General features: G+C 43.1%; 15 protein-coding genes. 13 read left to right on the forward strand and 2 right to left on the reverse strand.

From position 1 onward, the window contains the following. Positions 1-87 precede the first annotated feature (87 nt). From PAENI_RS03195 to PAENI_RS03255, 13 genes are all read left to right on the forward strand, one after another. Positions 88-1,443: an ABC transporter substrate-binding protein gene (locus tag PAENI_RS03195; RefSeq protein ID WP_149644223.1), complete on the forward strand. Its 1,356-nt coding sequence runs from the start codon at positions 88-90 to the stop codon at positions 1,441-1,443. 156 nt (positions 1,444-1,599) lie between these two features. After that, complete coding sequence (locus tag PAENI_RS03200; protein WP_042187483.1) at positions 1,600-2,553, forward strand: carbohydrate ABC transporter permease; 954 nt, start codon at positions 1,600-1,602, stop codon at positions 2,551-2,553. Beyond that, the gene (locus PAENI_RS03205) at positions 2,550-3,413 is read left to right on the forward strand and encodes a carbohydrate ABC transporter permease (protein ID WP_094868591.1); all 864 of its coding nucleotides are present in this window, start codon (positions 2,550-2,552) and stop codon (positions 3,411-3,413) included. Before PAENI_RS03200 ends, PAENI_RS03205 begins: the two co-directional genes overlap by 4 nt. 83 nt (positions 3,414-3,496) lie before the next feature. Beyond that, the gene (locus tag PAENI_RS03210; RefSeq protein ID WP_149644224.1) at positions 3,497-5,221 is read left to right on the forward strand and encodes a cache domain-containing sensor histidine kinase; all 1,725 of its coding nucleotides are present in this window, start codon (positions 3,497-3,499) and stop codon (positions 5,219-5,221) included. A gap of 33 nt (positions 5,222-5,254) precedes the next feature. After that, positions 5,255-6,601, forward strand: coding sequence for an ABC transporter substrate-binding protein (locus tag PAENI_RS03215; protein WP_149644225.1), 1,347 nt, complete (start codon positions 5,255-5,257; stop codon positions 6,599-6,601). A 16-nt stretch (positions 6,602-6,617) separates the two neighbouring features. Next, positions 6,618-8,216 carry a response regulator gene (locus PAENI_RS03220; RefSeq protein ID WP_149644226.1) on the forward strand — a complete coding sequence of 533 codons (1,599 nt, stop codon included), beginning with the start codon at positions 6,618-6,620 and terminating at the stop codon, positions 8,214-8,216. Between the two features lie 171 nt (positions 8,217-8,387). Then, positions 8,388-9,452, forward strand: coding sequence for a Delta(5) desaturase DesA (desA, locus tag PAENI_RS03225; RefSeq protein WP_149644227.1), 1,065 nt, complete (start codon positions 8,388-8,390; stop codon positions 9,450-9,452). Positions 9,453-9,613: 161 nt separating this feature from the next. Further along, complete coding sequence (locus PAENI_RS03230; protein ID WP_149644571.1) at positions 9,614-10,750, forward strand: sensor histidine kinase; 1,137 nt, start codon at positions 9,614-9,616, stop codon at positions 10,748-10,750. Beyond that, on the forward strand, positions 10,750-11,352 hold the full coding sequence (locus PAENI_RS03235; RefSeq protein WP_042187498.1) for a response regulator transcription factor: 603 nt from the start codon (positions 10,750-10,752) through the stop codon (positions 11,350-11,352). Before PAENI_RS03230 ends, PAENI_RS03235 begins: the two co-directional genes overlap by 1 nt. Before the next feature lie 125 nt (positions 11,353-11,477). Further along, positions 11,478-12,563: an aspartate-semialdehyde dehydrogenase gene (gene asd / locus PAENI_RS03240; protein ID WP_076282867.1), complete on the forward strand. Its 1,086-nt coding sequence runs from the start codon at positions 11,478-11,480 to the stop codon at positions 12,561-12,563. A gap of 313 nt (positions 12,564-12,876) precedes the next feature. After that, entirely contained in the window at positions 12,877-13,092 is a 216-nt protein-coding gene (locus PAENI_RS03245; RefSeq protein WP_149644228.1) for a hypothetical protein, read from the forward strand. Positions 13,093-13,192: 100 nt separating this feature from the next. Beyond that, positions 13,193-13,375 (forward strand): DUF3934 family protein, encoded by a 183-nt coding sequence (locus PAENI_RS03250; protein WP_060622334.1) that lies wholly within the window; start codon positions 13,193-13,195, stop codon positions 13,373-13,375. 114 nt (positions 13,376-13,489) lie between these two features. Further along, positions 13,490-14,182: a pseudouridine synthase gene (locus PAENI_RS03255; protein ID WP_149644229.1), complete on the forward strand. Its 693-nt coding sequence runs from the start codon at positions 13,490-13,492 to the stop codon at positions 14,180-14,182. Here PAENI_RS03255 and thiE read toward each other — a convergent pair. Continuing rightward, on the reverse strand, positions 14,163-14,828 hold the full coding sequence (thiE, locus tag PAENI_RS03260; protein WP_149644230.1) for a thiamine phosphate synthase: 666 nt from the start codon (positions 14,826-14,828) through the stop codon (positions 14,163-14,165). The genes PAENI_RS03255 and thiE overlap by 20 nt on opposite strands. Continuing rightward, complete coding sequence (gene thiD / locus PAENI_RS03265; protein ID WP_149644572.1) at positions 14,809-15,636, reverse strand: bifunctional hydroxymethylpyrimidine kinase/phosphomethylpyrimidine kinase; 828 nt, start codon at positions 15,634-15,636, stop codon at positions 14,809-14,811. Before thiD ends, thiE begins: the two co-directional genes overlap by 20 nt. Between the last annotated feature and the right edge of the window lie 11 nt (positions 15,637-15,647).

Raw genomic sequence — 15,647 nt, forward strand, 5'->3', positions numbered from 1 at the left:
AAATCGGAAGTTTGCCTCCTCAAAAAAAGAATATAAACCCTGTACACTAAATCTTGTAAGAGAAACCTTTGAAAGGGGTACAGGGGAATGAATAAAGTAAAACACTTGGCGCTTTCGTTAGTCGCTATCATGCTTGTAGGTTCACTGGCAGCATGCGGAGGCAACAACGCCGAGAATAATGCATCAAGTAAAAATACAGGTAACAACGCAGTAAGCACAAGTGAGCCTACAAAAGACGAGGGCACTGAGCCTGCTGAGAAAATCGAACTTTCTTTCTGGACGCTCGGTAACGTGAACTACGAGGATCTAGCGAAAGAGTACACGAAGGAACATCCAAACGTTACGATCAAGGTTCAAAATACCGGTGACCAAACGGCTCACCATAATAATTTGACCACTGCTTTATCGGCGGGATCGGGCGCACCAGATATTTTCCAACTTGAAATCGGTTTCATGGAGCGTTTTATCAATGCACAAGATAAATTCTATAACCTGAATGATCTCGGAGCCAAAGATATTCAAGCGAACTATCTGGATTGGAAATGGAAACAAGCCTCTTCCGTAGATGGAAGCTTCCAGCTGGGTCTTCCTACAGATATCGGTCCAACGGTTGTGTATTACAGAACAGATTTGGCTGAAGAAGCAGGATTGCCAAGTGACTCCGAAGGATTTGGCGCAGCGATTGATACTTGGGACAAGTTCGCAGTTGTAGCCAAAGCATTCAAGGAAAAGACAGGCAAACCGTTTGTAGACCTTACTGATCTTACATTTAACGCATTACGTGACCAATCTGCGGATGAAATCTATTTCAGCAAAGCGGATGGCAGCTTTATCGGAGACACTAATCCGCAAGTTCGCAAAGCTTATGATTTCACAGTTAAAGGTATCCAAGAAGGCTGGATCAGCAATGTGATGCTCTGGTCTCCTGAATGGGGACAAGGGATGAACGACGGATCATTTGCAGTGGTTATGGGACCTGCTTGGATGGCAGGGAATGTTAAGAGTAATGCTCCAGACTCCACTGGCAAATGGAAAATCGCACAGCTTCCAGAAGGTGCTGGTAACTGGGGTGGTTCGTTCTTGACACTCCCTAAAGAAGGTAAGCATTCTAAAGAAGCTTATGACTTTATCGCATGGATGGATAACAAGGATAATCAACTGGAATCATTCAAAACTAAAGGATTGATGCCTTCTATACCTGCCCTGTACGAAGATCCGGCATTCGTAGATTTCAAGGATGAATTCTTCGGTGGACAACAAACGGCTGTTGAATTTGGTAAAGCTGCTAATCGTGTAAAACCTGTATACTACGGTCCTCTTCATGACCAAACCGATACCTTCTTCAAAAATGCACTGAAAAATGTGCTAGAGAAAAAGGCTGATCCGGCTAAAGAGTGGGATGAAGCTGTAAAACAAGCGAAAACACTGGCTGAACGCAGTTAAGACTTCTAATAAAAGCACTCTATTTTTAGAAGGTCCGGATTCATGGAGAACGGTATTCTCTATGAATTCGGATTTATCTCGCATAAACGCTTAGCGTCCTTATAGAGACGTCAAAGACGTTTTTGCTTAATACGTTAGATTACCTGGAGGTGTGACATGGCTGAGCCTGTTATTTCGAGTCCGCATGCCGAGAGCAAGCGTCCGTTTTTAACTGAACAAAGAAGGAGCCGCATCACTGCTTATACTTTCATTTCTCCTTTTTTTATTCTGTTCTCGATATTTGGACTATATCCGATCTTCTTTACGATCTACCTCTCATTCTTTAAATGGGATGCCTTGAATCCTATGAAATTCGTAGGAATGAAAAATTATGAATTGGTCACAAGCGACCCTACCTTTTGGATTTCTTTTAGCAACACCTTAATTATGGGACTGCTCGGAACTGTTCCACAGATCCTATTGGCGCTTTTGATTGCCGTATTGTTGAATTCGGGGATGACTCGTTTCAAGAAAACATTCCGCGTTCTCTTTTTCATGCCCAATATTACGTCTATCGTTGCGGTTACCCTAGTGTTTAGTACGCTGTTTGGGAACAACGGGATGATCAACTGGATGCTCAGTGGTTTAGGACTTGATAGTGTGGCCTTCAACTCTGGCTGGTGGGGCGTCAAAATCGCGATCTCAACCATGGTGATGTGGCGCTGGACAGGGTATAATGCCATTATTTTTCTATCAGGACTTCAAAGTATTCCGACGGATTTGTATGAAGCAGCCCGTATTGATGGAGCGAACAGAAGGCAACAATTAACCTTCATTACATTGCCATTACTGAAACCGTTCATCGTATTTGTCACTTTGCTCTCGACTATAGGCGCCCTGCAGCTGTTTACTGAGCCTTATGTATTCTTAGGACAATCAGGAACGGGATCTACACGCCAGGAAGGCATCACTATGGTTACCTATTTGTACAGCGAGGCATTCCGCAATGGATTCTTCGGTACGGCGGCGGCTACGGCAGTCCTGCTGTTTGTGGTCACAATTATATTTTCTGTCCTTAATATGCTGGTTTCAAGCCGCATGGGTGGAGATACAGGAGGGGGTAAAGCGTGAGTACTGTGCGTCTATTAAAAAAAGATCCGGATGATCTTGGGATTTTCGGCAAAGTAGGATTTTATCTCATTCTGATTCTTGGTGCACTCGTGTCCATCTTTCCTTTTTACTGGATGTTTGTAGTTGGCACAAATGATAGGGGCGCAGTATTCCATGTCCCCCCTTTGCTTACGGTTGGGAATCAGTTTTTTGATAATTTCCAGCGGGTTCTGGATAAAACGGATTTCTTCCAAGCCCTTGGAAACTCATTATTCGTCTCGTCTATGGTAACCATATCGGTCGTATTTTTCTGTACACTTGCTGGTTATGCTTTTGCTAAATATGAATTCCCGTTTAAAAATATTCTGTTTTACTTTGTTATTGCCACTCTATTTGTACCCCAGCAGCTTGGTGTGTTACCTACTTATGTAATTATGGCCAAGCTCCACTGGATCGACTCTTTCAAGGCGCTGATTGTTCCGGCAATGGTTAATGCCTTTGGGATCTTTTGGATGCGGCAGTATATCTCTACAGCTGTACATACGGAACTGATCGAAGCTGGACGGATTGATGGCGGAGGACATTTCCGGATCTTCTGGAACATCGCCATTCCAGTTATCACTCCAGCTATGGCAACACTAGGCATACTGAATTTTATGACCGTATGGAATGACTTCTTCTGGCCTTTGGTCGTGTTAAAGAACCAAGAACATTTTACAATACAAATCGCGCTCCAGCAGTTATTCTCCAATCGCGACGGTCTGGATTATGGAATGATCATGTCAGCTACGTTTACGGCGACCTTGCCACTGCTGATCGTCTTCCTGTTATTTAGTCGTTGGGTAATTGCGGGACTAACCTCAGGAGCTATTAAGAGCTGATTTTACTTTTAACATTTACAAGGGAATGGGCGGTTTCGTGAAGAATACTAGAGGACAGAGACAGCAGGGGGAAGGGGAATACCATGAAGCTCCGCCGTAAAATCTTGTTCGCTATTATTCTTCTCGTCTTTATTCCAGTGATTCTGATGGGGATTGTTACTTACGTTAACTTCTCTAACGCTATGGAGAAAAAATCAAGTAACTTCTACTGGGTTTCACTGCTCGAAACGGATCGAAAGCTCAAATTCGCACTTAGTGAAATCTCCTCGATCTCAAATTCTGCGATCACACAACCGGTTATTCAACAATCGCTCAAGCAGTCTAACTTTGTGCTCACCTATGATCGCAAGCAGGAACTCAACAATTTACTCATTAATCATCCGATGATTACTTCATTTAGTTTATATAGTAAAGATCGGTTGCTTTATCAATACAATGCGCCGATGTCCTTTGAGGAGATGAAGAAGCAAAGCTGGTTTCATACTATGGAAAGTGCTGAGGGGCGCCCTGTATGGTCAGGACCTGGTGAGAACGGCTCGGCGTTATCGGGCCATCCGGTACTTGTGCAAGCCAGAGTAATCAAAGATTATTATTCTCTTGAAGATATAGGCTATTTGGTCGTGAATGTTAAACCTGATTTACTGGATCAGATTTTCTGGGAGGCAGCAACTCTTAAGAAGGGTGATATTCTGCTGGTGAACAAGCTGGGGAATATCGTTTTTAACAAATCCGGTGAACATATTGGGCAGCGCACGGAGTTCCCTTTTTTAGAAAATGATTATGCCAAGGAACAAAACTATTACATCGACAACTATCAGGGGGAAAAATCACTCATAACTTTCCTTCCTTCACATAATAAAGACTGGTATTTGGCAGCGATTACACCGATGAATCTAATCTCTTCGGAATCTATATCTATTCGTAATATTGCGATTATTTTGAGTACGGTTTCATTGTTATCCGCCATTTTGTTTGACCGATATTTTGTTAGAAGGCTCGTTTATAGCATTAACAGCGCGGTCAACGGGATGAAACGGGTGAAGCAGGGGATTTTTACACCTATCACTACACGTTATCGTGCGAATGATGAAAGTGATTTTCTGATTGATGGCTTTAACCGGATGAGCACACAGATCAACGAATTGATTGTGCAAGTGCAGACGGAGCAGGGTCGCAAAAAGGAAGCGGAAATGAAGGCATTAATGGCGCAGATTAATCCTCATTTTATTTATAATTCACTAGAATCGATTAATTCGATGGCCGTGCTGCAAGGTAATAAAGATATTAGTAAAATGGTCATTTCACTCGGCAAGCTGCTGCGAATCAGTATTAGTCAGAATCAAGAGCTGATTCCGCTGCAAATGGAGTTTGAACATGTTCGCCATTATCTGGATATTCAGAAGTTCCGTTTCGAGGATAAATTTTCGTATATCATAAATCTTCCTGAGGGTCTTAGAACGTTTATGACTCAAAAGCTGATTGTTCAGCCCATTGTAGAGAATGCATTGTACCATGCGATTGAGCCGATGGAGGACCCAGGAATCATCGAAATCACAGCCTATGAAATGGGTACGGATATGATCATTATCGTAAAAGATAACGGTCCGGGCTTCGACTTAGCCAAGATGATGAATCTATGGGATAACGAGGGAGGCGGCCAGAAGAAATATAGTGACAGTGGTGTAGGGCTTAAGAATGTTCATGAGCGCCTGAATATCAGATTCGGCAGTCCATATGGCTTACTTGTGTGTTCATCCCCTGGATTTGGTTCAACGATTCGAATCCGAATACCAAAAATACTGCCATAATCGATCATACAGAGGAAACAGGGGGAGATTGACATGAAGTGGTTATTAAAGTGGGGCTGGATGTGGATATATCTAGTGCTGATATCTGGCGCTGTTCTATTTATTACTTTAGGAGATCACGAACCGATTGAAGATAACTCACCAGAAAAAATAACGCTGACTTTCCGTCACTTCTGGATCAAAGAGCATGATCGGCCACTGCTGGCTATCTTTGAAGAGATCGTGGATAAATACCAAATTGCGCATCCGAATGTGAAAGTCAATTTTGAAGGACTAGACCAGACGATACACCGTGAACAAAAGCTGAAAAGCGAGATGGTTACTGGCACGCCACCAGATATGTTTGTTTTATTTGGTGGAGCTGAAATAGAGCCGTACGTGCGCTCCAATCGGCTGGTTGATCTGACTGATTTTGTCCGAGAGAACGGTCTAACCAATCAATTCAAGGATCTGCATCTATGGACCTTTGACAACCATATTTATGGATTGCCCATCGAAGGTAACGCTGAACCACTGTATTTCAATAAGACTATTTTCAACAAGCTTGGTCTCGGGGCGCCTACAACGCTTCAAGAACTCGATGATGTCATACTGGGGCTCAAGGCTGGAGGATACATTCCGTTTGCACTCGGGAATGAGGATCGCTGGCCTGCCGGGATCTTTGCACATTATTTAATGGATCGTTATGCTGGCTCCGAAGTGTTCCAAAAGCTAATCACAGGTGAAGATCAAGCGAGCTTTCAGAATGAGTCCTATTCAAAGGCTTTTGAGCATTTGGATCAATGGATAAAAGAAGGTGCCTTTAGCACCCAGTCTAATGATCTATCAACTGAAAATGCAGTCGGTTTGTTTACAAGCGGCAAGGCTGCGATGTATTTAAATGGGAACTGGGATATCAATTTATTTTCTGGTAGTGCGGCTCCAGCTGATTTTCAGAATGAGGTAGGTGTTATTCCATTCCCAGCCTTGAAGCAAGGAGAGGAGCCTTCGATTGCGGGAGGCTATACCATCGGCATCGGTCTTTCCTCCGAACTAAATGGAGCTAAACGGGAAGCCGCTTTGGATCTTATGAAGGCTTTTTACACGCAGGAAGTTCAGACCCGAATTGTATATGAAGGACTGAGAATTCCATCCATTCGTATTGCTTTTGATCCGGAGAAGACCGGTCCGGTATTCGCGCAAGTGATGGAAATGATGGAAGTGAACCGCAAGAGCTTTGTGCCTTACGATAACGTATTATCACCTGAAGTTAAGAAAATGTTCCTAAGTGTCATCGAAAAAATGATTAACGAAGAAATGTCTGCAGATCACGCTTTAAAGCTAGTGCAGGCATCATCGATGGAATACTGGAATCTGATCCAAAACTCAAGTGTTCAATAAGCATGGAGGTGCTGGAATGGATGAGATAGAAGAGAAATATAAAGTACTGCTCGTAGATGACGAGCCGATTATTCTTCGTAGTCTAAAAGTAGCTATTCCATGGGATGATCTCCAGATGGAAATTGTGGGAGAGGCTCGAAATGGAGAACTAGCCCTCCGCTTAATAGAAGAAACTACACCGCATATTATAATCAGCGATATCCGTATGCCTGTGATTGACGGAATCACTTTGATGAAGGAAGTATTACCAAAGAATTCTAAGCTGGTATTTATCTTTATAAGTGGTTATGGGGAGTTCGAATATGCGAGAGAAGCTTTGCGTCAAGGAGCCTTTGATTATTTGCTGAAACCCATCGACCATGACGAACTGGTTGAAATGCTATACCGAGCGAAAACGAGGCTGGATGAGCAAAAAGAGAACGATCAGATGATGCATTCCGTTCAGATGCTGTCGATGCTAGCTCGTGAACGGATGTTTGCTGAAATTACTTTGGGAAATGCAAGGCCGCTTGAGCACCTGAAATGGCTGGAGAACAGTGAACTTGAGAGTGGATATTTCATGGCTGTTGTCCAATTGGATGATTATTCTGTGCTTACTGGGCAGTGGAGCGTAGAAGAAAAGCGGCTGTGGCTATTTGCGATCCGTAATATTGTTGAAGAGTGGTCGCTGGAACATGGAGTACTTACAGTCTTTCCTTTTCATAACGGGGAGTGGATATTGCTCTTTCCTGGATCTTTAAGCGCGAGCAGAAGAGAACTAGGTGAACATTTAATTACAGGGATCAAAAGATACTCCAAGCTAAGCTGCTCTGTAGGAATCAGCCGCTGTACACAAGGGATTGATCAATTAAGTACGGTGTATCCATTGGCTGCGAAGGCTTTGTATCAACGTTTCTATTATGGTCTTGCCGGGGTGTATATAGATGAGGAAACAACCTTCGCAGGCAATACAGAAGTGAAATATCCAAAAGAGCTGGAGACCTCGTTGATAGAGAGTATTCGTACCTTGAATAGAAACCAAATGTCATCATTGTTTGATGAGTTGGCATTATATATTGAAGCTCAAACTATTCCTAAAGAGATAGCAGAACGTCTTCTTGTGGAAATGGTTGTTGTGTTATACAGATATTTTGAACATTTGAATCTAAATTCGGATTGGTCTCTACATGGATTACTAAGTAAGCTGCACCATTTGGTTACCTTGAGTGAAATGATGTCTGCGTTGAAGGAAGAATTTGGGGAGCGATTGGATCAAGGTAGTAAACCTGTGAATCGGGAAGACACACGCAGTTCCATCGAGAAGACGAAACGTTATATCGAGAGTAATTACTATAAAGACTTAAGTATTGAAGAAGTATCGGAGCTTGCCGATCTTAGTGTCAGTCATTTTTGTACTTTATTTAAACAAATAACAGGCTATACGTTCTTAGAGTATGTGACTCACTGTCGAATGGAGAAGGCGAAGGATATATTGCAAAGTAGTAATGTGAAGGTATATCAGATCGCTCCACTAGTTGGTTATCAGGATCCACGATATTTTACTCAAGTCTTTAAAAAAGCTAGCGGTCAGACGCCTACGGAATATCGTGAAGAGCATACGAGGCAGGTTAATTAACGAAGAAGTACACGGATTGCATAGCAAAAGGGGGAAAATAGGGCATAAGTATGACATTTATCATACCCTTTACTTGATGTTTATGACTTATAGGATGACACTTTATCTCCTATACTTAGGATAGATAAAAAAAGATCCTTAGCCAGACACATCAAGGAGGAAACGATAAAGATGACTACAAAACAGACATCACAGCTCTCCAGTCTTAAAAAAAGTGTAGCCCCTTACGAAAAAAACAACCGCAACGCGAGCATAAGACAGCTCATTAATACTTTAGGGCCACTTGTGCTGTTATGGGGCGGAGCTTATTTCTCTTTATCCGTTTCCTACTGGCTCACCCTTTTGTTGGCCATTCCTGCAGCAGGATTTGTAATCCGAACTTTTATTATTTTCCATGACTGTACACATGGTTCGTTCTTTAAGAATCGTAGAGCGAATGACATTATCGGAACGATTACAGGTGTACTGACACTTGTTCCTTATCGGCAGTGGAAGCATAGTCATTCCATTCATCACGCCAGCTCCAGTAACCTCGATAAAAGAGGGATTGGTGACATATGGATTATGACTGTCGATGAATATGAAGCAGCTTCATCCTGGAAACGTCTGTATTACCGGATTTACCGTAACCCACTCGTGATGTTCGGTTTAGGACCTATTGCTGTTTTTATGATTCAATATCGGTTTAATGCTAAAGGCGCTAGACGTAAAGAGCGGATGAATACCTATTTAACAAATGTATCTATTGCAGCTCTCTACGGATTGCTTATTTGGGCGATCGGCTGGCAAGCCTTTATCATGGTGCAATTGCCAATAGCCTTTGTATCCGGTTTTCTCGGAATATGGTTGTTCTATGTTCAGCATCAGTTCGAGGATTCCTACTTCGAGAATGAATCGGAGTGGAGTTATGTTATGGCTGCAGTAGAGGGAAGCTCATATTACAAGCTACCTAAGCTATTGCAATGGATCACAGGGAACATCGGATTCCACCATGTCCATCATTTAAGTCCAAAGGTACCCAACTATAATTTAGAAAAAGCACATAATGCAACGCCACCATTGCAAAAGGCGACGACCATAACGCTTAGCACTAGCTTGAAGGCTCTACACTTCCGTCTTTGGGATGAGGAGAATAAGTGCTTCATCAGCTTTAAAGAGGTAAAGTCGAGACTAAGCAAACCTAAGGTAGCGGGAGAAGTCCTACAAGTTCATAAGACTAGACTCCAAGGAGAATAATAACTATAGGTTCGAACAAAATAGAAGTATAAAGAAAGGTTAGAGCCGGAGAAATCATTCGTGGCTCTAATCTTTTTCTATTTATCGTAGTGCTTCAACAGATTTTCACTGAATTTGTGCTAGAATAAGGAGAGTAATGTATGGAAAAAAGGAGAGCGGTCATGCAAAAGTGGCATCATATTTTTCATAAAAGCACAGGTCTCAGCCCTTATGTGTGGGTCGTTTTTTACATTCTACCGTTTTATTTTATATTTCGCTCCTCCTCTACCTACCAAGTAGTTTGGGGAATCTTGATGATTGCTGTATTTTTTGTTTGTTATGTGCTTTCCTTTGTTTCTAAGGGGTGGCTGGTTTATTTCTGGACGAGTGTCCAAATTATAGTTTCTATAACAATGACGCTTTTGTTCGGATATATGTATTTCGCACTTTTTCTAGCCTTTTTTATTGGGAATATACAGAATCGAGTAGGGTTCTTCACACTGTACTCTATTCATCTGTTAACTACGATCATTACAATCAATTATGAGCTGCTCTCGCGTAATTCAGTGTTTATTAGTCAACTACCGTTCGTGCTAGTAAGTATGATTGCAGTGATTCTACTTCCAATCAGTACGTATAACCGAAATAATCAGGGCAAGTTACAAGATCAATTGGAGGATGCGAATAAGCGAATCTCCGAACTCGTTAAGATTGAAGAACGTCAACGGATTTCGCGAGATCTTCATGATACATTAGGTCAGAAGCTTTCATTAATTGGTCTTAAGAGTGACTTGGCGGGAAAGCTAATTGATTCTAATCCTACGCAAGCCAAAGCTGAGATTAATGATGTAAGGCAGACAGCGAGAAGTGCGCTAAAAGAGGTCCGGGAAATGGTTACGCGAATGCGTGGCATTCGGCTTGAAGATGAACTTATTCATATTCAGCAGTTTCTTGCAGCTGCTGAGATTGATTTTAAGCTGGAGGGAAATCCGAAGCTAACCAATACCTCATTGATAACTGAAAATGTGCTAAGCATGTGTATAAAGGAAGCTGTCACTAATGTTGTGAAGCACAGCGGGGCAAAGTCTTGCTCTATTCAGATTAACCCCTCACGCACGGATCTAGTCATTAAAGTGAAAGATGACGGGACTGGGATACCCGGGAACGATCTTTATTTTAAAGGTCATGGGCTGCAAGGCATGAGAGAGCGTCTTGAATTTGTGAATGGCTGTATGGATATCGTGAGAGATAGCGGGACTACAATAGTGATTAAAGTACCTAATGCATTCAAACATCAGGAACGGGAGGTCATCCTATAATGATTAAAATTGTAATCGCTGAGGATCAACGAATGCTCCTCGGGGCGTTGGCTTCTTTGCTTGATTTAGAAGAGGATATGAAGGTCGTAGGCCGAGCAAGTAATGGGGAAGAAGCTGTTGCAATGGTTCAGCAGCTTAAACCGGATATCTGTATTATGGATATTGAGATGCCGGCAATGAGTGGTCTCGACGCTGCAGAAGCCCTGAAGACTAGCGGCTGCAAAACGATGATATTAACGACCTTTGCCCGGGCGGGATATTTCGAACGTGCGCTCAAAGCGGGTGTCCATGCTTATTTACTGAAGGACAGTCCTAGTGAAGAGCTGGCACTCTCTATCCGGAATGTTATGGCAGGCAGACGCATGTATGCACCGGAGCTGATGGACGAAGCCTACAGCGGTGAGGTGAATCCATTGACTCAGCGGGAGAAGGAAGTACTCGGCCTGATCGCCGATGGCAAAAATACGAAAGAAATTGCCAGCGAGCTGTACATTACCACTGGTACGGTACGAAACTACATTTCTGTTATCCTCGATAAGCTGGATGTGGGAAATCGGATTGAAGCGATCACTCGATTCAAGGAAAAAGGCTGGTTTAAATGAAAATATTAAATTTTTTAATGTTATTTTGATGTTAACACTCGCCAAATGTTCTCGACCCGTATATCATTAATTATCGGCCTATTATTCACAATAGGACAGTTAATCAAAAGGAAGTGTATTTTCTGATGTCAAGAAAGCTAAGAGCCGGCATAGTTGGCGGCACAGGTATGGTAGGACAACGTTTTATTGCTCTTCTAGAGAATCATCCTTGGTTTGAAGTAACTGCGATTGCTGCCAGTGCGAAATCTGCTGGGAAAACGTATGAAGAATCGGCCAAGGGCAGATGGAAGCTATCCACTCCAATGCCTGAGAACGTGAAGAATATTATGGTTCAAGATGCTTCTAAGGTAGAAGAAGTAGCTGCGGACGTAGATCTGATCTTTTGCGCAGTAGACATGAAAAAAGAAGAGATTAAAGCGCTCGAAGAAGCTTATGCTCGTACGGGTACTCCAGTTATCTCCAATAACTCAGCGCATCGTTGGACACCTGACGTGCCTATGGTTATTCCTGAGATTAACCCAGAGCATCTTGAGGTTATTGCGCAGCAAAGAAAACGTCTGGGAACTGAGACTGGTTTCATTGCGGTTAAACCTAACTGCTCCATTCAAAGTTATGTGCCTGCGCTTCATGCACTTAAAGAATTCAACCCTTCTAAAGTTGTAGTCACCACTTACCAAGCAATTTCGGGTGCGGGCAAGACTTTTGCTGACTGGCCTGAAATGCTAGACAACGTGATTCCTTACATTGGTGGCGAAGAAGAGAAGAGCGAGCAAGAGCCATTGCGCATCTGGGGAAGCGTACAAGAGGAAGGCATCGTAAAAAGTGAAGCGCCGACGATTACTTCGCAGTGTATCCGTGTGCCTGTAGCGGATGGACATATGGCTGCTGTATTTGTTTCTTTTGAGAAAAAGCCATCCAAAGAAGAGATTCTGAAACTCTGGAATAGCTTCAAAGGACGTCCTCAAGAGCTTGAACTGCCTAGCGCCCCTAAACAGTTCATTACTTATTTCGAAGAGGAGAACCGTCCACAGACCAAACTGGATCGTGATATTGAGAATGGTATGGGCGTATCGACGGGCAGACTTCGCGAAGATGCCATCTATGATTACAAATTCGTAGGTCTCTCCCATAACACCCTGCGCGGAGCAGCTGGCGGTGCTGTATTGATCGCTGAGCTTCTGAAAGCAGAAGGTTATATTCAGCCTAAATAAAATGGATAAGCTGTAAAGCTGATTCGAAATAGACACCTCATAAAGCTTAGTCTTTGATGGGGTGTTTTTTAATGGGTTGATTTGGTAAAATAAGTTAGGGAAGGAGCTGATATGCCTGTATAAATATTTATTAGCTTTTATATGGTTACCTTTAATACTATTCACAAGCGGATGTACATCATCAACTCAAGAGGAGCAAGAGTACGGAATATCTTCTATAAATGCTGAAATTCCTATTCCGAAGAACGCCAAGGAAATCGAAGTGACGACAACTTCAAGTAACCCTAATATAAAAATAGGCGTAAAGTACGAATTGGATAATATAGGGGGAGAACAAGGTCTTTACCGGCCTGACCACTACTTTAATAAATTAGAGGATGTTGGCTGGGTGGAGCTGGAGGACAAGCGGTTAGGGCATGTGCAATTTTTCGAAAAAGAGGGTACTGTCATCGCCATTGAAATACATGAAGATACCTTTGATATTCATGAAATGAATAAAGATGCTAAATACTATTCAGAGTATCGTTAGACGAAGTTGAGCTATTACTTAAACAGAAAGTTTGAGAGTGTGGTAAAATAGATGAAGTGTATAAACTATACGAATTCTGAATGACTGACGGAGTGATAAGATGGGTGCAAAAAGTAAAGGTGGCGGCACGGGCAGAGGTACGGGGAGTAAGGGCTGGACACGCTGGAACAAAACAGCAAAACCAGTTAAACCTGCAAAAGGTGCTCCAACCACGGGTCCAGGCGCCAAAGATGCAAGTGGAAGCAAGGGCAATAACGTGAAAAAAAGTGGAAGCACGAAATAGCTCCCTTGAAATCAATTATTCCTGAAGGTTAACATCTGATTTTGATCGTTAAAATCAGGTGTTTTTTTATGGATAGATGCAAGTATCAGTATCAGAAGGAAAGTAGGATCATCAGTGAGAATCGATAAATATATAAGCGAAACAGGCTTCTGTTCCAGAAGGGAAACGAAACGACTCATTGCCGCAGGGCGGATCGCTGTTAACGGCATCGTCTGTGATGGGAATATTCTTTTAGAGCCAGAGGATATCGTATGGATTGATGGAGAGCCCATAACAAGCAGTAAAGGGGAGCCGGTATACCTCGCGCTGAATAAACCGATAGGCATCACCTGTACAGCTGCGCCAAATGTAGCTGGGAATATTATAGATTTTGTAGGTTATCCCTCACGGATCTTTGCGATAGGCAGATTAGATAAACACTCGGAAGGCCTCATTTTGTTAACCAACGATGGAGATATCGTAAACAAAATGATGCGTTCCGAGAATGGGCATGAAAAAGAATATGTAGTTCATGTAGACAAGCCAATAACGTCAGAATTCATACATGCCATGTCTAGTGGTGTGGATATTCTTGGCGTCACAACAAAACCTTGTGAGGTCTCTCGGATCGCGGAATGTCAGTTTAGAATTATCCTAACTCAAGGCCTTAATCTGCAAATACGCAGAATGTGCAAGGAGTTAGGATATAGAGTACTAAAGCTAGAGCGTATAAGAATCATGAATATTACACTTGATAGTTTGGAGCGAGGACAATGGCGGCATTTGAGCGGAGAAGAGCTGAGTGAGCTTATGACCCGCTTAAATTAACTTCGTGAACAAATCCTCTGGCTGCCAAGGTGATGTCTTCAGCGCCCGCAATAGCTGAGATAACGGAGATACCGTCCGCACCCGCAGCTAGTACTGGTGCTGCATTGTGCACCGTGATCCCGCCTATGCCGACCAAAGGAATCGTAATGCCGCTGTTTCGTATTTCTTCAATAACTGATGTGCCTCGAACAGCTTGGGCATCCTCCTTGGAAGAGGTAGGATAAACAGGACCAATGCCCAGATAATCGGCTCCATCCGCTATCGCCTGCTGAGCTTCGGCGAGCGAATGAGCGGACACACCAACGATCTTATCCTCGCCAAGCAGCTGCCTAATCGCCAGCGCAGGGGTATCATCTTGTCCTACATGAATGCCGTCCGCATCAAGGGCGATGGCTAGATCAATATCGTCATTAACGATAAAAGGGACTCCGTTAGCACGACATATCTTTTGGAGCCGTCTTCCTAAATTAAATTTAACTTGGGCAGTTAATGCCCCAGTACCTTTTTCACGAAATTGGAACATCGTTATGCCTCCCGCGACCGCTTCTTTTAATACCTTGGCTGGGGCTATCCGACAATTCACACTGCCCATAATGAAATAGACTTTTAATAAATCCCGCAGTTGATCACTGTCTATTTGCTTCAAGGTTCATCCCTCGCAATCGATTCTGATATGCAAAATGATTCGTAGGTCCATGTCCAGCCCCTATGCCCAGCTCGTCTTCAATCGCCGCTTGTATAAAAGCTTTAGCTATGTGTGTTGCTTCGGGAACGGTTTTGCCCTTGGCAAGCTCCGCAGTGACTGCTGCTGAATAGGTGCAGCCTGTGCCGTGCGTGTGTCTAGTCTGAACTCGTTGACTCTCCATAAAGATGAATTCGTGACCATCATATAGGAGATCCACAACAGCCTTAGTTGAGGTATCATGCCCACCTTTTAGCACTACATAGTTAGAGCCCATGGCATGAATGATTTTAGCCGCTTCTTTACGATCGTCTAAAGTAGTGATGCTTCTGTTGGTAATCATTTCAGCCTCTGGAATATTGGGTGTCGTCACTAAGGCTAGCGGGAGGAGATGATTGATTAAGGACTGAACAGCTTCTTGCTGTAGCAGCGTGGAACCCCCTTTAGCAACCATCACAGGATCAACTACAAGATTACGCCAGCTGTATTGCTGGATCTTCTCTGCTACGATACGTATGATGTCACTGTTAAAAAGCATCCCGGTCTTCACAGCATCCGGCTTCAGATCAAGTCCAATGGAATCAAGCTGCTGAGTAATAGCTTCCAGTGTCAACGGATAAACGCCTTGAACTCCGAGGGTGTTCTGGGCTGTCACAGCCGTAAGAGCACTCATTCCATATACAGAAAGCTCCTGAAAGGTTTTTAGATCTGCTTGGATGCCAGCGCCACCACCGCTATCCGAGCCGGCTATAGTTAAAGCTTTAGATATCATCATTGTTCACT

This window comes from Paenibacillus sp. B2(2019) (genome assembly GCF_008370385.1).
Classification (GTDB): domain Bacteria; phylum Bacillota; class Bacilli; order Paenibacillales; family Paenibacillaceae; genus Paenibacillus_AQ.